The sequence below is a fragment of the Streptomyces caeruleatus genome (assembly GCF_001514235.1).
In the GTDB taxonomy this organism is placed as follows: domain Bacteria; phylum Actinomycetota; class Actinomycetes; order Streptomycetales; family Streptomycetaceae; genus Streptomyces; species Streptomyces caeruleatus.
Window position 1 is genome coordinate 192,534 of the sequence record NZ_KQ948936.1, and the last position, 17,422, is coordinate 209,955.

The window sequence follows — 17,422 nt, forward strand, 5'->3', positions numbered from 1 at the left end:
GGTTCGTGCACACACGGTAATCCTACGATCACGCCTCCTGCCATGGCGATCCCGGAAACGCCACCATTCGCCACCCCTTCGAATGAACTAACGGCCGCCTCCACACGATTCACTTGACATAGGACGGCCGGAACTGGGCGGAGCGAAGCATCAGGAGGCGCGTGTCGTCGAGCCCACCACCCTGGGCGCTTCCAGGCGCCGCGTGAGCCGAGCGGCGTCAGAGGGTAACCGGCCACCCGAGAACACAGAGGGTCACGTTCCGCATCCGCGCCGTAACCACCCGCGCGCTGGACCCGTTGGAGGGGGCATGGGCTTCACGATCGGCGGCATCCGGGAGATTCGATCCGGCGCGCGTCGACGCGGCCGCTCCTCGGAGTGCACCGCCGTCGCCGAGTTCACCGGACTGTGGGGCTGGGACGTGGTGCCCGGCGCGCGGGCCGCGGGGGGCGCCTGTTCGTGCGGCGACTCCGACTGCGGCGCCCCCGGCGCGCACCCTCTCGACTTCGCGCCCCCCGTCCCGGCCGGGGCCACGCTCGACGACGTCAGCAAGGCGTGGTCGGAGTTCCCGGGCGCCTCGGTGATGCTGCCGGTGGGCCAGGCGTTCGACGTGATCGAGGTGGCCGAGCCCGCCGGACGCCGCGCGCTGGCCCGGCTCGAACGCATGGGACTCCCCCTCGGTCCGGTCATCGCCACCCCCGAGGGCCGCGCCCACTTCTTCGTCGCCCCGGGCGCCGCCGCCGAGCTCCCCGAGCTCCTCTACCGCCTGGGCTGGGACGACCCCACCCATCTCGACCTGCGCGGCCTCGGCCCGGGCACGTCCATCACGGCCCCGCCCTCCGACCGGGGCGGCCTGGGACCGGTGCGCTGGCTGAGGCCACCGGAACTGGACACGGCCTCGAAGCCGCCGGCGGCACGGTTACTGCTGGGGACATTGGCGTACGTGGCACATCGGTCGCGGGCGTAGCACAGGGCCCGCCTGTCGCAGTCGTACACAGCGAAGCGCCCGTCCCCCAACTGCACCTTGGGGGGCGGGCGCTTCTTCGAACCAGATACCAGATTCGTAGGTGGGGTCACTCCCCGATAAGGGCGTCAACGAACGCCTCCGGCTCGAACGGCGCCAGGTCGTCGGCGCCCTCGCCCAGCCCGATCAGCTTCACCGGGACGCCCAGCTCGCGCTGGACCGCGACCACGATGCCGCCCTTGGCCGTGCCGTCGAGCTTGGTGAGCACGATGCCGGTGATGTCGACGACCTCGGCGAAGACGCGGGCCTGGACCAGGCCGTTCTGTCCGGTCGTCGCGTCCAGCACCAGCAGGACCTCGTCCAGCGGCGCGTGCTTCTCGACGACCCGCTTGACCTTGCCGAGCTCGTCCATGAGGCCGGTCTTGGTGTGCAGGCGCCCGGCGGTGTCGATGAGGACGACGTCGGAGCCCATCTCCTTGCCCTCCTTCACCGCGTCGAACGCGACGGAGGCGGGGTCGCCGCCCTCAGGACCGCGCACGGTGTAGGCGCCGACGCGCTCGCCCCAGGTCTGGAGCTGGTCGGCGGCGGCGGCTCGGAAGGTGTCGGCGGCGCCGAGGACCACGCTGCGGCCGTCGGCCACGAGGACGCGGGCGAGCTTGCCGGTGGTGGTGGTCTTGCCGGTGCCGTTGACGCCGACGACCATCACGATGCCGGGCTTGCTGGTCTCCGGCTCGGTGCGGACCGTGCGGTCGAAGTCGGTGCCGACCAGCTTGAGGAGTTCCTCGCGCAGCAGGCCGCGCAGCTCGGCGGGGGTGCGGGTGCCGAGCACCTTCACGCGCTCGCGCAGGCCGTCGACGAGTTCCTGGGTGGGGGCCACCCCGACGTCGGCGGTGAGCAGCGTGTCCTCGATCTCCTCCCAGGTGTCGTCGTCGAGGTGCTCGCGCGACAGGAGCGTGAGCAGCCCCTTGCCGAGGGCGTTCTGCGAGCGGGAGAGCCGGGCGCGCAGCCGGATCAGGCGGCCGGCGGTGGGCTCCGGGACCTCGATCTCGGTCGGCGGGAGCTCTTCGACGACGGGCGGTTCCTCGACGGCGACCCCGGTCGAGCCGTCGGGAAGGTCCACCTCCTCTATGGTCCGGCGCTCTTCGTCGCGCGGTGTCTCGGCCTCGTCGCCGACGTGCGGCTCGGCCGGTGGGGCGGTGATGTCGGGGGCGGCGGGCGGCGGCGGGGGCAGCTGCTTCTTGCGACGGCTGCCGACGATGAGCCCGCCGAGCGCGCCGAGCACGACCACGGCGATGACTACAGCAAGGATGACGATGTCCATAACCCGTCCAGTATCGGCCATGGAGTCCCGCGACACCCCTCTGGATGTCTGACACACCGTCAGCTAACGTCCGCCTTCACACCCGCCCGGTGAAGGGGGACCCCCATGCCCGTCACGGTCGTCCGTTTCAACCTCGTCGAGCCCGACGCGACCCCCGCCTCCCTCGCCGCCCGCTACCGGGCGGCCCTGGAGATGGCCGCGTACGCCGACGAGCACGGCGTCACCACCGTGCAGACCGAGGAGCACCACGGCGCCGAGAACAACTGGCTGCCCTCGCCCTTCGGCTTCGCTGCCGCGGTCTTCGGCGCGACCAGGCGCCTCGCGGTCACCGTCTCGGCGATCATCGGCCCGCTGCACGACCCGCTGCGGCTCGCCGAGGAGATCGCGGTCCTGGACCTGCTGAGCGGCGGCCGGCTGGTGACGGTCGCCGGGATCGGGTACCGGCCCGAGGAGTACGCCCACTTCGACGTGGAGTGGAAGCGGCGCGGCGAACTCCAGGACGAGCTGCTGGAGACGCTGCTGAAGGCGTGGACCGGCGAGGAGTTCGAGTACCGGGGCCGTACGGTGCGGGTCACTCCGCGCCCGTTCACCGATCCGCACCCGCTGCTGCTGGTCGGCGGCTCCTCGAAGGCCGCCGCCCGCCGGGCCGCCCGGTTCGGCCTGCCGTTCTTCCCCAGCGCGCATCTGCCGGAGCTGGAGGCGTACTACAAGGAGCGGCTCGTCGAGTACGGCACCGAGGGCTGGACGATGATGCCGGCCGCGGAGACGCCGCTGCTGCACGTCGCCGAGGATCCCGACCGGGCGTGGGCCCGGTACGGCGGGCACTTCCTGCACGAGGCACGGACGTACGCCTCCTGGCAGTCCGGCGACGTCCGCTCGGCGGTGAAGTCGGCGGCCACGACGGTGGCGGAGCTGCGCGCCGAGGGCGTGTACCGGATCGTGACGCCGCAGGAGTGTGTGGCGCTGGGGTTCGACAACTACGTGCTGCACCCCCTGTCGGGCGGGATGCCGGTGGAGGAGGGGTGGCGGAGCCTGCGGCTGTTCGCGCAGGAGGTGCTTCCGGCCTTGGGCGGATGAGCCGCGCGCAGAGCGGATGTCCGATGGCCTACGGACGCACCGCCGCCCCCGGTCCGGGCAGTGGCCGGACCGCGGGCGGCGGCGGGGTTACGGGAGGAGGGGCAGCGGGGACTTGGCCCTTCCCCCCGAGTTCGGGGGCCGGTCAGCCCATCTCCTCCAGCTTCTTGCCCTTGGTCTCGGGCACGAACTTGAGGATGAAGGGGATGGAGAGGAAGGCGAACACCGCGTACATGACGTAGGTGAGCGACAGGTTCCAGTCCGACAGGTCCGGGAAGGTGATCGTGATCACCCAGTTGGCGATCCACTGGGCCGAGGCGGCCACGCCCAGGGCGGCGGCGCGGATCTTGTTGGGGAAGACCTCGCCGAGCATGACCCAGACGACCACGCCCCACGACATGGCGAAGAAGAGGACGAAGGCGTTGGCGGCGATCAGCGCGACGTAGCCCTGCGCGGTCGGCAGCGGGTCGTTGCCGTTCTGGAAGGAGAAGGCCCAGGCGGCCGCCGCGAGCGAGATGCCCATGCCGACGGAGCCAATGAGGGCGAGCGGCTTGCGGCCGAGGCGGTCGACGAAGATCATCGCGATCACGGTGCCGATGATGTTGATGATCGAGGTCTCGAACGAGTAGAAGAACGAGCTCGACGGGTCGACACCGACGGACTGCCACAGCAGGTTCGAGTAGTAGAAGATGACGTTGATGCCGACCAGCTGCTGGAAGACGGAGAGGCCGATACCGATCCAGACGATCGGCAGGAGACCGAAGCGGCCGCCCAGCAGATCCTTGAACGTGGACTTGTGGTCGCTGCGCATGGCCTGGTCGATCTCGGCGACCCGGGCGTCCAGGTCCACGCCGCCCTCGACGTCGCCGAGCACCTTCTTGGCGTCCTCGACGCGGCCGACGCTGATCAGATAGCGCGGGGACTCGGGGATCGCGAAGGACAGCAGGCCGTAGACGAGGGCGGGCACGAGCATCACGCCGAGCATCCACTGCCAGGCCTCCAGGCCCGCGACCGTCCCGCGCTCCTCGCCGTCGGCCATGTTGAGGATGGCCCAGTTGACGAGCTGGGAGACGGCGATGCCGATGACGATGGCGGCCTGCTGGAACGAGGCGAGCCTGCCCCGGTACGCGGGCGGGGCGACCTCGGCGATGTAGGCCGGGCCGATCACCGAGGCCATACCGATGGCGATACCGCCGAGCACACGCCAGGCGGCGAGGTCCCAGGCGGCGAACGGGAGGCCGGAACCGACGGCGCTCACGGCGAACAGCACCGCCGCGATCTGCATGACGCGGATCCGGCCGATGCGGTCGGCTATGCGGCCGGCGATGGCGGCGCCCACGGCACTGCCGAGCAGGGCGCTGGCGGCGACGGTCCCGGTGACGCCGGAGCTGAGGTCGAACCGGGCCTGGATGCCGCCGTTGGCTCCGTTGATCACGGAACTGTCGTAACCGAACAGGAAGCCGCCCATGGCGGCCGCCGCGGCGATGAAGACGACGTGCCCGAGATGTTCGGGATGAGCCGTCCTGGCTCCTGACGTGGGTGCCTGCGCTGTGCTGGTCACGTGTACTCCTCGGGCCACCGGCAACGCTGCCGGGTGGGGGTCAGCCGCTCCAAGTAGTGATACCTGAAGGTAAAAGCAACGTTGCAGAGACTATGCCTTCAAGTTTCGAAGTCAATAGGCGAGTGGCTGTAAGTTTCGAGACGCGAACAGGTGACGCGCGTTCACTTCTTGAAGTAATCGTGAAAGTCGCAGGGCATGGCTGGGGTGCCGCCGGGCTCATCGCCCGGGGCTGATGTCAGCGAAGCCGTTGGCTGATGACCTTCGACACACCGTCGCCCTGCATGGAGACGCCGTACAGCGCGTCGGCGACCTCCATCGTGCGCTTCTGGTGCGTGATCACGATCAGCTGCGAGGCCTCCTGCAGCTCCTGCATGATGCGGATCAGCCGCTGGAGGTTGGTGTCGTCGAGGGCGGCCTCGACCTCGTCCATGACGTAGAACGGGCTGGGGCGGGCCTTGAAGATCGACACCAGCAGCGCTACGGCGGTCAGCGACCGCTCGCCACCGGAGAGCAGGCTCAGCCGCTTGACCTTCTTGCCCGGAGGGCGTGCCTCGACGTCGACACCCGTGGTGAGCATGTTGTCGGGATCGGTCAGGATCAGCCGTCCCTCGCCCCCGGGGAACAGTCGGCTGAACACACCCTCGAACTCCCGGGCCGTGTCCCAGTAGGCCTCGGTGAAGACCTGCTCGACGCGTTCGTCGACCTCCTTGACGACCTGGAGCAGGTCAGCCCGGGTCTTCTTCAGGTCTTCGAGCTGCTCGCTGAGGAACTTGTGCCGTTCCTCCAGCGCCGCGAACTCCTCAAGGGCGAGCGGGTTGACCTTGCCGAGCTGCTGGTAGGCACGCTCGGCCGTCTTGAGCCGCTTCTCCTGCTCGGCCCGGAAGAACGGCTTGGGCTGGTTGCGGGGGTGCTCGGGGTCCTCGGGGAGCTGCTCGCCCTCCGCGGCCAGGGAGGGCGGTACGAGCTGGTGGGGGCCGTACTCGGAGACGAGCCCGGCGGGCTCCACGCCCAGCTCCTCCAGCGCCTTGGTCTCCAGCTGCTCGATCCGCATCCGCTTCTCGGCGCCGAGGACCTCGCCGCGGTGCACGGAGTCGGTCAGCTTGTCGAGTTCGGCCTTGAGGTCACGGCCCTGACCGCGGGCGACGGTGAGTTCCTGCTCGCGCCGCGCCTTGGCGGCCTCGGCGGCGGTGCGTTCCTCGTCGGCGCGGGCCAGGGAGACCTCGACATGGGCGAGCAGCTGCCGGGTGCCGGAGGCGACGGCCTCGGCGACGGCCGCCTCGTGCCGCAGCCGGGCCCTGCGCTGCTCGGCACGCGCGCGTGCGTCCCGCTCCGCTCGGGCGGCGCGGTCGAGCGAGTCGGCGCGGCCGGCGAGTCCCTTGACCCGTTCTTCGTGGGTACGGACCTGGAGGCGGGCCTCCATCTCGGTCTGGCGGGCGTTGGCGCCGTCGGCGGCGAGACGGTCCCGTACCGATGTGTCGGGTTCCTCCTCGACCAGCATCTCCTCGGCCACGGCGAGTCGTTCGGCGAGTTCCTCGACCTCCTGGAGTGCCTTGTCGAGGGCGTCCTGGGCCCGTGCGGCGGCGGCCACGGAGCGCTCCGCTTCGCCGGCCGCGCCCCTTGCCTGGCCCGCGAGCCGGCCGAGCTGCTGGGCGACCGCGGACTTCTCCCGGTCGGCCGCCCGGCGCCGCTCCCCCAGCTCCTCGACGAGCGCGGCGGATGCCTTGCGGCGCTCGGTCGCCGCGTGCTGGGCCTCGGCCAGTTCCTCGCAGCGCACTGCCAGCTCTTCCAGCTCGGCGACGGCCTCGTCCACGGAGGCCTGTACTTCGAGGAGGCTGGGTGCGCCTGCGGAGCCGCCGTGGGCGAAGTGGGCGCCGAGGAGGTCGCCTTCGGCGGTTACGGCGGTGAGGTGGGGGTGGGCGTAGACGAGCTCCTCGGCGTCTTCCAGGGTGGGGACGACGACGATGCCGTGGAGGAGGCGTCGTACCGCGGGCATGAGTTCGGAAGGGCCACGGACGAAATCTGCCACGAGACGCTCCGCGGGTTGTGCCGCGGCAGGAAGCGCCGCGTCATGCTGTCGGGCGCCTGCGGGATCGTTGTGGCTGGTCGCGCAGTTCCCCGCGCCCCTTGGGGGCGCTGAATCCTCCGGCGTTCCCGCCAGCAGCAAGGACGCGCGTCCGCCATCCTGCTTACGGAGCAGACGGATCGCCTCCGCCGCGGCGGACGGTGACGTCACCGCGAGCGCGTCCGCAGCCGCGCCGAAGGCAGCCGCCAGGGCGACCTCGTAGCCGGGTGTCACCGTCAGCATCTCCGCCGCCGGGCCGAGGAGACCGGTCAGTCGGTCACGGGCACCGAGCAGTATCCCTGTGCCGTCCTTGCGGCGCAGGCCGAGCGCCAGCGCATCACGGCGGGCCTCGGTCGCGGCGCGCGCTCGTTCGGCCGCCGTGGCCGCCTCCCGGGCCGCCGTCAGGGCCGCCTCCGCCTCCCTCAGGCGCCCCTTCGCCGCGTCGTGCTGCTCGCCGAGTTCCGCGTCGCCGGCGTCCAGGCCGTCGACCTCGACCTTGAGGGCCTCGTACTCCTCCTGCGCGGCGAACGCCCGCTCCTGGGCCTCGTCCCGTGCGGCGGCCAGGCGGTCGATCTCGGCCTGGGCGGAGGCCGCGCGTGAACGGGCCGCGTTGACCTGCCCGTTCAGCCGGGCGAGGCCCTCGCGGCGGTCGGCGATGGCGCGGGCGACGTCCTTGAGGCGCCGCTCCTCCTGCGTGAGCTCGCGTTCCAGTTCGGCGCGGTGGGCGACCGTGTCCTCCAGGGCGCGCTCGGCCGCCTCCAGGGCCGCTTCGAGTTCGGCCTCCTGCTCGCGGATGCGGGCGGCCTCGCGCTCCATGTCCTCGGGGTCGCGGCCCCGGCGTTCCTCCGGCGGCGCGGACGTGGCGCTCTTCACGCGCGCGTCGGCCAGCGAGATCGTGCCGCGCACCCGCTCGGCGAGCTGGGACAGCTCGTACCAGGTCTGCTGGGCGCGCTGGAGGCGCGGCGTGAGCTGTCGTACCTCGTCCTCCAGGAGGGCCTCGCGCTGGAGCGCCTTCTTCAGCTCCTGCTCGGCGGCCTCCTTGCGCTCCTTCAGCGCGGCCTCGTCGGCGACCTCGGCCTGGAGCGCCTGACGGAGCCCTACGAGATCGTCGGCGAGGAGACGGAGGCGGGCGTCGCGCAGGTCGGCCTGGATGACGGCGGCCCGGCGCGCCACCGCCGCCTGCCGGCCGAGCGGCTTGAGCTGCCGGCGCAACTCGTCCGTCAGGTCCTGCACGCGCGCGAGGTTGGCCTGCATCGCGTCCAGCTTCCGCAGCGCCTTCTCCTTGCGCTTGCGGTGCTTGAGGACGCCCGCGGCCTCCTCGATGAAGGCGCGGCGGCCCATGGGGTCGGCGTGCAGCACGGAGTCGAGCTGGCCCTGGCCGACGATGACGTGCATCTCGCGGCCGATGCCGGAGTCGGAGAGCAGTTCCTGGATATCGAGGAGACGGCAGGTGTCGCCGTTGATCTGGTACTCGCTGCCGCCGTTGCGGAACATGATCCGCGTGATGGTGACCTCGGCGTACTCGATGGGCAGTGCGCCGTCCGAGTTGTCGATGGTCAGCGAAACCTCGGCTCGGCCGAGTGGCGGACGGCCGGTCGTGCCGGCGAAGATGACGTCCTCCATCTTGCCGCCGCGCAGCGACTTGGCGCCCTGCTCGCCCATGACCCAGCTGAGGGCGTCCACGACATTGGACTTGCCCGAGCCGTTCGGTCCGACGACACACGTGATTCCCGGCTCGAACCGGAGTGTGGTCGCCGAGGCGAACGACTTGAACCCGCGGAGGGTCAGGGCCTTGAGGTGCACGCCGCTGGACTCTACCTTCCGCCCGGATGTCACTCCATGAACCCACGGTTTCACCGATGAACGTGCAGGGCACACCAGACGTTAAAGAGGGTGAAAGGATGCGCGGGGCAGTAAGCCGGGAGCAAGAAAGAAGGGACGCCGAAGCGTCCCTTGCAAACTCTGACGGCTGACTTTCCAGTCGTCTGACAACTACTTAGCGGTGGGATACGGGCTGCCCAACCACTGCCTGTGCTGTCGTGGAGCGATGCAGTGATCAGGTGAGCGCAGGCTCCGCCTGGTGTGCGTCGATGCTCTCCATGATCCTGTCGTGAGAAGCGGCAGCCGTCAGCGCGTCGTTCTCCGCCTGGATCCGACCGAGCTCGGATTCCAGGTCCTGTACGCGCTGCTGGAGCCGTCGCATCTCGGCGAGGAGTCGAGGGTCGGAGCCGCCGACGTAACCGAGAAGCGCCTTTGCCATGATGGATGGTCCTCCACAATGAGTGACCGACCGAAGCGGTGTGGGTCGTGAGGGATTCGCACCCGCGGTTGCTTGGCAGGCCTGGAGTTGTGCTGCCGTTCAGCCACGCCAAACAGCGAAGGTGCGCGGGGCTTTCAGCGTCTCACCAAAAAGTTTGACGGTCAACACGATCACGCCCCGTATTGGTGGGCGAACCCGGTGGCACACGGCCGGAAAGCGGCTGCGCGGCGACGTCTGCGGGGCCCTCGGGGCGTGGCGATCATCCTTGAGTGCGGAGCCTGCCACCACACGCGCTTCTTGGCAACCACCTGCTCATTTCTGCTCGGGGCAGTTGCCGGTGGCAGGTCCCTCCGCTTGCGCCAGGGCCGATTTACAGAAACGGCTCAGCGGATGGCGAAGCCGTCGTAACCCCCACGAGGTGTGTCCCAGATCTCGGTGACACCGTCCACCCGCCCGGGCGTGTCGTCGCCCGCGAGCCAACCGAGGAGTCCTTCACAGCCTTCTCGTGAGCCCTCCGCGACCACCTGGACCCGGCCGTCGGCCAAATTGAGAGCAAAACCACTCAGGCCGCCGATCTCGAGGGCCTTGGCCCGCGTGAACCAGCGGAAACCCACACCTTGGACGCGTCCACGTACCCAGGCGACCAGCCGTACATCCTCGCTCATGACTGCAACCTAACGGGCCAATGTCTCTCCGGGCACTTCCTCCCCGGGCGCCATGGGGTACCGTCCCCACCCAATGAATCCCATATGAAACTCACACGATCGAGTGAGTTCTGTGTGGATCTTGAGACCGCAGGGACGAGGAAGGCCAGGACATGGGACGCCACCGACGCTCCGCCGCCGGCCGCGCCGCCACGGGCCGCGCCACGGGGGTCACACATACGGACGGCTCCTTCACGGAGGGCAACGACCCACTGGACTCGTACGGCGGCGACCGTCCGACGATTGGCATCGCGCCCTATCTGAACCCGGAGGCGTACGCCGAGGCCTACGCGAAGAGCGACGCCTACCTGTTCGCCTCGGACGACGACTACGACCGGATCACCGGCACCACCACCTTCCCGGACACCGAGACGGCCGTGTTCCGCAGTGACGGCTTCACGCCCAGCGGCGGCTCCCGGCGCCCCGGGGGCGGCTCGCACCGTCGGCGCAAGAAGAAGGCCGTTGCGCCGGTGAAGACCGGGCTGCTCGGCGTCTCCGCGGCGGTCGCACTGGGCACGGTCGCGGTCGCCGCGGGCGTGGTGCCCGGCATCGACAACTACCAGCTCGGCGGCGGCAGCGGCGCGGACAAGGTGCAGGCCGCCGACACCCCGAGCAACGCCCCCACCGAGCAGGGCGGCACGTCCGGCGACGCCGACAGCCAGGACAGCGGCTCCCCGGCCGACCGGGACGCCGAGCGGCCCACCTCGCCGGCCCCGTCGACGTCGTCGGCCGCACCGACGAAGACCCCGTCGAAGAAGCCGTCGGCCACGCCCAGCCAGAAGCCGAAGGAGACTCCTTCCCGTACGGCCACGAAGGCGCCGGAGAAGAAGAAGGAGCCCGAGCGCGAGCAGACCGGCGCCCCTGTGGAGATGTCCGCCCAGGCCGCCGCCGCGGCCGAGGTGCTCCAGCTCGTCAACCAGGAGCGCGCCCAGGTCGGCTGCAGCGCCGTGTCCGCCAACAGCTCGCTCACAGCCCTGGCCGAGAACTTCAGCGAGGACATGGCCGCGCGGGGCTTCTTCGACCACACCGACCCGAGCGGGGCGTCCCCGTGGGACCGGGCCGCGAAGGCCGGCATAACGGACCTCGGCGGCGAGAACATAGCCCGCGGCCAGGCCGACGCGGCGGCGGTGATGGACGCCTGGATGAACAGCCCGGGCCACAAGGCCAACATCCTGAACTGCGACTTCAAGACCCTGGGAGTCGGCGTGCACTTCGGCGCCGGCGGGCCCTGGTGGACGCAGGACTTCGGGTACTAGGAGCACAGCCCGTACGACGAGGGGCTCCTCTCCGGTCCACGGTGACCGGAGAGGAGCCCCTCGCGCGTCAGTGATACGCGGCGACCGCGGCGCGTCCCTGCGCGAACACCTTCGCGGTCTCGGCCACCCGGCGCCCCAGGTGCTCGGCCGTCGCGATGTCGGCCTTGTGGACGGCCTCCGGACCCTGGTCGGCGTTGGTCTGGGCGGCGGCGCCGGTGAAGACGCCGAGGCGGTTGAGGTCGTTCTCGGAGCCGGCGCTGTGGTTCCAGCCGGGGAGCAGGCCGAGGTTGATCCAGTGCATGCCGAGCTGGGCGGCAAGGATCTGGAAGAACTGCAGGGTGTGCAGCTTGTCGCCGCTCTTGGAGGCGGAGTTGGTGAAGCCGGCGGCCAGCTTGTCCGTCCAGGTCTGCTCGGCCCAGCGCTTGGAGGTGGCCTCCGCGAAGACGTGGAAGGCACCGGACGCGGTGCCCATGTAGGTCGGCGAACCGAACACGATGGCGTCCGAGCCGTCGAGGGTCGCCCACTGCTCCTCGGTGATCTCGTCCACCTTGATCAGGTGCACCTCGGCACCGGCCTCGACGGCGCCGGAGCGGACGGCCTCGGCGATGACGGCGGTGTGGCCGTAGCCGGAGTGGTAGGCGATGGAGATGACAGGGGTGGTCACGTGCGTATTCCTGGATAGGCAGCTCACTGGCGGCAACGAAAGGAAAGCACTAACTTTCGGTTAGTGCAACCTGCCGGTTAGCGCTGTGTTCGAGTACGCTGCAGAGATGGACACCAAGCAGGAGCACACGGAGGCGCAGGACCTCCCGTACAACGTGTTCGCCAAGGCCTGTCCCTCGCGCGGCACGCTGGAGCATGTGACAGGCCGCTGGGGCGGACTCACGCTCGGCGCCCTGTACGAGGGCGCGCTGCGCTTCAACGAGCTGCGCCGCCGGGTCGACGGCGTCAGCGAGAAGATGCTGTCCCAGACGCTGCACGCCCTGGAGCGGGACGGCCTGGTGCACCGCGAGGCGCAGCCGACCAATCCACCACGCGTCGACTACGAGCTGACGCCGCTGGGGCGCGGCGTCACCGAGCGGCTCCTGACCCTCATCCACTTCGTCGAGGGGCAGATGGACGACGTGCTCGAAGCGCGTCAGCGCTACGACGAGACGCGCGGCACCCTCTGACACCTCGGGCAGAAGTAGCTGGACCGGTTCATCCAGGGCCGCCTGCGCATTGGCGTACCGCACCGCTTGCACGGCAGTCCCTCACGGCCGTACGCGTCCAGTGACCGGTCGAAGTACCCCGACTCCCCGTTGACGTTGACGTAGAGGCTGTCGAAGCTCGTGCCGCCGACCGCGAGGGCGGCGTTCATGACGTCCCTTACGTGGCCCAGGAGTTCGAGGCTGCGCGGGCGTGTGAAGGTCCCGGTCGGGCGGTCGTAGTGCAGGCGGGTGCGCCACAGGGCCTCGTCGGCGTAGATGTTGCCGACGCCGCTGATCAACGACTGGTCGAGCAGGGCCCGTTTGATGGTGGTGCGCTTGCGGCGCAGGGCCTGGTGGAAGGCCTCGTCGTCGAAGAGCGGGTCCAGGGGGTCGCGGGCGATGTGCGCGATGACGTCGGGCAGTCCGTCGGCGGTGTTCTCGTGCAACGACAGGCCGCCGAAGGTGCGTTGGTCGACGAACCGCAGTTCGGTGCCGAGGGCATCCGCGAACCGGACCCGGATCCTGAGGTGCTTCTCGTCGGGGGCGCTCTGCGGCTGGACGAGCAACTGACCGCTCATCCCGAGGTGCGCCAGGATCGACTGGTGCGTGTCCTCCAGCGGCAGCCAGAGGTACTTGCCCCGGCGGCTCGGGGTGCCGATCCGGTGCCCCTTGAGGCGATGCGCGAAGTCGTCGGCGCCGGCGATGTGCCGCCGTACGGCACGCGGGTGCAGCACCTCGGCGTCGGCGACCGTGCGATGGGCGACCCATCGCTCCAGGCCGCGTCGTACGACCTCGACCTCGGGCAACTCGGGCATGGGATCCCCCGTCCACCTGCGTCTGAATGGACCGAGCGCCCGCCCCACGGCGGGGTACGGGCGCTCGGATCTCTCTGTTCGGTCAGGCGGAGGCCGACGACGCGTCGGCGTCGGGCTCAGCGATGTCCGGCTCGGCGGCATCCGCTGCCGCCTTCGCCTTCTCGGCGCGCTCGTCCGCCGCGGCCCGGATGGACCGCCACGCGGATTCAGCGGCCTGCTGCTCCGCCTCCTTCTTGCTGCGGCCGGTGCCGGTGCCGTACGAGACGCCTCCGACGCGGGCGGCAGCAGTGAAGGTCTTCTCGTGGTCGGGACCGGTCTCCGTGACCAGGTACTCGGGGACGCCGAGGCCTTCGGTCGCGGTGAGCTCCTGGAGGCTGGTCTTCCAGTCCAGGCCGGCTCCGAGGTTCGAGGACTTCTCGATCAGCGGGTCGAACAGGCGGTGCACCAGCTCCGCCGCCGAGTCCAGGCCCTGGTCGAGATAGACCGCGCCGATCACCGCTTCCAGGGTGTCGGCGAGGATCGATGCCTTGTCCCGGCCGCCCGTGCCCTCTTCGCCCCGGCCGAGCCGGATGAAGGAGCCCAGGTCGAGCCCACGGCCGACCTCCGCCAGCGCACGCGAGTTGACCACCGCGGCCCGCAACTTGGCCAGCTGGCCTTCGGGCAGGTCGGGGTGGGTGCGGTACAGCGTGTCCGTGACAACGAGGCCGAGAACGGAGTCCCCGAGGAACTCCAGGCGCTCGTTGGTGGGCAGGCCGCCGTTCTCGTACGCGTACGACCGGTGGGTCAGCGCACGCACCAGAAGGGCGGACTCGAGCTTGTACCCGAGCCGCCCTTCCAACAGCGTGTGGGACGAGGCCTGGTTGTCCGCCTTCTTACGGGCGTGTGGGTCCGCCATGGCGTCTTCCGCCTTCTTGGCAGTGGACACAGTGCCTCTCACCAGCCGCTCAGACCTCGAGGACCTGGCGCTTGTTGTAGGTGCCGCAAGACGGGCACGCGATGTGCTGCAGCTTGGGCTCGTGGCAGCGCTCGCACGCAACCAGGGTGGGGACCGCAGCCTTCCACTGCGACCGGCGGTGGCGCGTGTTGCTGCGCGACATCTTCCGCTTCGGAACAGCCACGGCTACTTCTCCTGCTTCTCGTCGACGCCCGCTTCCGCGTCAGCGCCGCTCATCTCGTCCTTCTCGCCGTCTTCGAGTGAACCGGCGAGTCCCTGCAATGCCGCCCAACGGATGTCGACGGCGTCATGGTGGTGGTCCGGGTCGTCCGCAAGGCGTGCACCGCATTCGGCGCACAGTCCCGGGCAGTCTTCCTGGCACACCGGCTGCATCGGCAGTGCGAGCACCGCCGCGTCACGCAGCACGGGTTCGAGGTCGAACAAGCCGTCCTCGAGAAAGAGCCTGTCCTCGTCGTCCTCGGCGTCGTCGCCCGGTTCCGCGCTGTGATGGCGGCCCCGGTCGTCGGCGTCAGGGTACGAGAACATCTCCTGGAATTCCGCTTCGACATCGAGCTGAAGCGGCTCCAGACACCTTACGCACTCCCCCTCGGCCTGTGCACGGGCGGTGCCTGTGACGAGCACCCCCTCCATGACCGACTCGAGTCGGAGTTCGAGCTCCACCGGGGCGCCTTCCGGCACTCCGACGACCCCCTGGATACCGAAGTCCTTGGGGGCGTCGATCGTACGGGTCAGGCGCTGCAGCGCACCGGGCCGCCGACCCAGCTCGTGTGTGTCGAACACGAGAGGGTTGCGGTGGTCGAGGCGGGCTGTCACGCCATTCCTGCTTTCGATCTGCTGAGCTCAGGGGTTACTGCCCTTCGGTGTTACCCGGGCAGCGTTGATCGCGGACGTACACGCGACCGAAGAGCCAGGATACTGGACCTTTCCCTCACGGCCCAATCCGGCTGTCTCTTACTGCCCTCGCCCCTGCTCGTAGGCCCGCAGCTGCTCCGCGCTGATCATGCTGGTGTCGAAGAGGCTGGTCTCGTCGAGCGCGTACCCCTGGTTGCCCTGCGTGGTCTGCTGCGGGACCTGGTGCTGATCCTGGCCGGGCTCGTAGGCGGCCTGCTGGGGGGCGTAGCCCTGGTAGGCGTAGGGGTCGGCCTGCTGGTAGCCGTACGGGTCCTGCTGGCCGCCGTACTGCTGCTGGTAGCCGTAGGGATCCGCGGGCTGCTGCTGGTAGCCGTACGCCGGCTGCGCGGTCTGCGGGTCGTACTGCGGCTGTGGCGGTACGACTGCCGCGGGCTGCTCGGCGGGGGCCGCGGGGGCGTCCTGCTGCGCGAGGGCGGCGAGGTCGGCGAGGTAGTCGGCGTCGCTGGAGTGCTGCACGGTGCCGGTGTCGTCGGCGAGGGCGCCGAGGTCGTCGGTGGCGATCCGGCCGTGCAGCTTCTGCCGGCCGCGGCCGACGGCCTCCAGGGTCTTGGCGAGGACCGCCTCGAAGGCGCCGAGCTTCACGTCGACGTATTCGTCGGCGCTGCGGCGCAGGGTCTCCGGGTCGTGGCTGCGCTCGGGGGCGTCCTCGTCCTCGTAGCCGTTCTCGTCGGTGCCGGGGCCGGTGCCGAGCAGCTTCTCGCGCCCTCGGCCCACGGAGCCGAGGGTCTTGGTGAGGACGACCTCGAAGTTGGCGAGCTTGGAGTCGACGTAGTCGTCGGCCTCCGCGCGGACGTCCTCGGCCTCCTTGCGGGCCTCGGCGAGGATACGGTCGGCCTCGGCCTGGGAGCGGCGGGCGACCTCGGTGTCGGAGATCAGGGAGCCGCGCTCGGCGTGCGCGCCCTGGATGATCCGCTCGGCCTCCTGACGGGCCTGTTCGACCATCTGCTCGCGGCCGCCGATGAGCTCCTGGGCCTGGGCGAGAGAGCCGGGCAGGGCCGCACGGACCTCTTCCAGCAACGAGAGCAGTTCGGCGCGGTTGACCACGCACGAGGCCGACATGGGCATCGACCGGGCGCCTGAGACCGACGCGACGATCTCGTCGAGCTTCTTCTGCACGTCCACCGTGTGCTCGCCACTCTCTACAGCTGTGATGGAGACGGACGGGACGACTGTAGCCCCATCAGTCCTTGCGCAGGCGCTTGTTGAGGGCGTCCAGAACCAGCGGGGGGACCAGGTGGGAGATGTCGCCGCCCCAGGTCGCGACCTCCTTGACCAGGGAGGAGGACAGGAAGCTGTAGGTGGGGTTGGTCGGGACGAACAGCGTCTCCACGCCCGACAGACCGATGTTCATCTGGGCCATCTGCAGCTCGTAGTCGAAGTCGCTGACCGCGCGCAGGCCCTTCACGATGGCCGGGATGTCGCGCTGCTTGCAGAAGTCCACGAGGAGGCCGTGGAAGGCCTCGACCCGGACGTTCCCGTACTCCGCCGTGACCTGGCGGATGAGGTCGAGTCGCTCGTCGACCTCGAACAGGCCCTTCTTGGCCTTGTTGATCATGACGGCGACGTAGACCTCGTCATACAGCCTGGAGGCGCGGGAAATGATGTCGAGGTGTCCGTTGGTGATCGGGTCGAACGACCCGGGACAGACGGCGCGGCGCACTGCTGATCCCTCGCTCTCGGGTCCGGTCATCGTGCGTCTTCGCACGTGGAGGCGGCGCGACCGTACCAAAACGTTCCCTCGCCGTAACGACGGGCCCGGATCGCTTCGAAACCGTCCGGCCACCGGAATTCGCCACCTCTGGTGCTGCGCTCCACGGTGACGAGTGCGTCCGGCGCGAGCCAGCCCCCTGAGCGGAGTGTGAGCAGAATCTCGCGAAGATCGTGATCTGTGACTCGGTACGGGGGGTCCAGGAAGACGAGGTCGTACGGCTCGGTCGGCGCCGGGGTCTGGATGATCTGTTCCGCTTTGCCCGACCTCACCTCGGCGCCGGGGAGGCCGAGGTTTCCGACGTTCTCGCGGATGGTGCGGGCGGCTCTTGCGTCCGCCTCCACGAGGAGGGTGTGGCCGGCGCCTCGGGAGAGCGCCTCCAGGCCCACGGCCCCTGAACCGGCGTACAGGTCGAGGACCCTCTCTCCCTCCAGGGGGCCGCCCAGGAGGGACTGCCAGGTGGAGAAGAGACCTTCGCGTGCGCGGTCGGAGGTGGGGCGGGTGCCGGTGCCTGGGGGCACTGCGAGGCGACGTCCGCCGGCTGCGCCGGCGATCACGCGGGTCATCTCTGGTCCTTGTTCGGGGGTGGTTACGAAATCAGTGTGGCAGCAGGTCCGCCGTGGTTGCTCGCGCAGTTCCCCGC

At 70.0% G+C, this 17,422-nt stretch carries 17 protein-coding genes; 4 read left to right on the forward strand and 13 right to left on the reverse strand.

Annotated features, from left to right (window positions below; translation table 11 throughout):
* The first annotated feature begins 307 nt into the window (after positions 1-307).
* Entirely contained in the window at positions 308-964 is a 657-nt protein-coding gene (locus tag AQJ67_RS33905) for a bifunctional DNA primase/polymerase (RefSeq protein ID WP_062723183.1), read from the forward strand.
* Between the two features lie 106 nt (positions 965-1,070).
* Here the strand turns inward: AQJ67_RS33905 and ftsY are convergent, their stop codons facing one another.
* Positions 1,071-2,282, reverse strand: a complete 1,212-nt coding sequence (gene ftsY / locus AQJ67_RS33910; protein WP_062723184.1) for a signal recognition particle-docking protein FtsY — start codon at positions 2,280-2,282, stop codon at positions 1,071-1,073.
* A 105-nt stretch (positions 2,283-2,387) separates the two neighbouring features.
* Between ftsY and AQJ67_RS33915 the strand changes: the two genes are divergently transcribed.
* The gene (locus tag AQJ67_RS33915; RefSeq protein ID WP_062723185.1) at positions 2,388-3,359 is read left to right on the forward strand and encodes an LLM class flavin-dependent oxidoreductase; all 972 of its coding nucleotides are present in this window, start codon (positions 2,388-2,390) and stop codon (positions 3,357-3,359) included.
* A 142-nt stretch (positions 3,360-3,501) separates the two neighbouring features.
* Here AQJ67_RS33915 and AQJ67_RS33920 read toward each other — a convergent pair whose 3' ends face one another.
* The 4 genes from AQJ67_RS33920 to AQJ67_RS33935 form a co-directional block, all read right to left on the reverse strand.
* Positions 3,502-4,917, reverse strand: a complete 1,416-nt coding sequence (locus AQJ67_RS33920) for a sugar porter family MFS transporter (protein ID WP_062723186.1) — start codon at positions 4,915-4,917, stop codon at positions 3,502-3,504.
* Positions 4,918-5,152: 235 nt separating this feature from the next.
* A complete protein-coding gene (smc, locus tag AQJ67_RS33925) occupies positions 5,153-8,782 on the reverse strand; it encodes a chromosome segregation protein SMC (RefSeq protein ID WP_062723187.1) in 3,630 nt (1,209 codons plus the stop codon).
* A 253-nt stretch (positions 8,783-9,035) separates the two neighbouring features.
* Positions 9,036-9,239, reverse strand: a complete 204-nt coding sequence (locus AQJ67_RS33930; protein ID WP_030048901.1) for a hypothetical protein — start codon at positions 9,237-9,239, stop codon at positions 9,036-9,038.
* Between the two features lie 383 nt (positions 9,240-9,622).
* Positions 9,623-9,904, reverse strand: a complete 282-nt coding sequence (locus tag AQJ67_RS33935) for an acylphosphatase (protein ID WP_062723188.1) — start codon at positions 9,902-9,904, stop codon at positions 9,623-9,625.
* Positions 9,905-10,056: 152 nt separating this feature from the next.
* Between AQJ67_RS33935 and AQJ67_RS33940 the strand changes: the two genes are divergently transcribed.
* Complete coding sequence (locus AQJ67_RS33940) at positions 10,057-11,199, forward strand: CAP domain-containing protein (protein ID WP_062723189.1); 1,143 nt, start codon at positions 10,057-10,059, stop codon at positions 11,197-11,199.
* Positions 11,200-11,266: 67 nt separating this feature from the next.
* Here AQJ67_RS33940 and AQJ67_RS33945 read toward each other — a convergent pair whose 3' ends face one another.
* On the reverse strand, positions 11,267-11,863 hold the full coding sequence (locus AQJ67_RS33945) for a flavodoxin family protein (RefSeq protein WP_062723190.1): 597 nt from the start codon (positions 11,861-11,863) through the stop codon (positions 11,267-11,269).
* Positions 11,864-11,969: 106 nt separating this feature from the next.
* Between AQJ67_RS33945 and AQJ67_RS33950 the strand changes: the two genes are divergently transcribed.
* On the forward strand, positions 11,970-12,371 hold the full coding sequence (locus AQJ67_RS33950) for a winged helix-turn-helix transcriptional regulator (protein ID WP_062723191.1): 402 nt from the start codon (positions 11,970-11,972) through the stop codon (positions 12,369-12,371).
* On the opposite strand, the gene mutM is transcribed toward AQJ67_RS33950, so the two are convergent.
* The 7 genes from mutM to rsmD form a co-directional block, all read right to left on the reverse strand.
* Positions 12,344-13,204, reverse strand: a complete 861-nt coding sequence (gene mutM / locus AQJ67_RS33955) for a bifunctional DNA-formamidopyrimidine glycosylase/DNA-(apurinic or apyrimidinic site) lyase (protein ID WP_062723192.1) — start codon at positions 13,202-13,204, stop codon at positions 12,344-12,346. The genes AQJ67_RS33950 and mutM overlap by 28 nt on opposite strands.
* Positions 13,205-13,286: 82 nt before the next feature.
* Positions 13,287-14,141 carry a ribonuclease III gene (gene rnc, locus AQJ67_RS33960; RefSeq protein WP_208615089.1) on the reverse strand — a complete coding sequence of 285 codons (855 nt, stop codon included), beginning with the start codon at positions 14,139-14,141 and terminating at the stop codon, positions 13,287-13,289.
* A 7-nt stretch (positions 14,142-14,148) separates the two neighbouring features.
* Complete coding sequence (gene rpmF, locus AQJ67_RS33965) at positions 14,149-14,322, reverse strand: 50S ribosomal protein L32 (protein WP_007493396.1); 174 nt, start codon at positions 14,320-14,322, stop codon at positions 14,149-14,151.
* Between the two features lie 2 nt (positions 14,323-14,324).
* The gene (locus AQJ67_RS33970; protein WP_062723194.1) at positions 14,325-14,972 is read right to left on the reverse strand and encodes a YceD family protein; all 648 of its coding nucleotides are present in this window, start codon (positions 14,970-14,972) and stop codon (positions 14,325-14,327) included.
* A 138-nt stretch (positions 14,973-15,110) separates the two neighbouring features.
* Entirely contained in the window at positions 15,111-16,193 is a 1,083-nt protein-coding gene (locus AQJ67_RS33975) for an ATP synthase F0 subunit B (protein ID WP_062723195.1), read from the reverse strand.
* Positions 16,194-16,251: 58 nt separating this feature from the next.
* Positions 16,252-16,731, reverse strand: a complete 480-nt coding sequence (gene coaD, locus AQJ67_RS33980; RefSeq protein ID WP_062723196.1) for a pantetheine-phosphate adenylyltransferase — start codon at positions 16,729-16,731, stop codon at positions 16,252-16,254.
* Between the two features lie 26 nt (positions 16,732-16,757).
* Entirely contained in the window at positions 16,758-17,345 is a 588-nt protein-coding gene (gene rsmD / locus AQJ67_RS33985; protein WP_062723197.1) for a 16S rRNA (guanine(966)-N(2))-methyltransferase RsmD, read from the reverse strand.
* Positions 17,346-17,422: the final 77 nt, after the last annotated feature.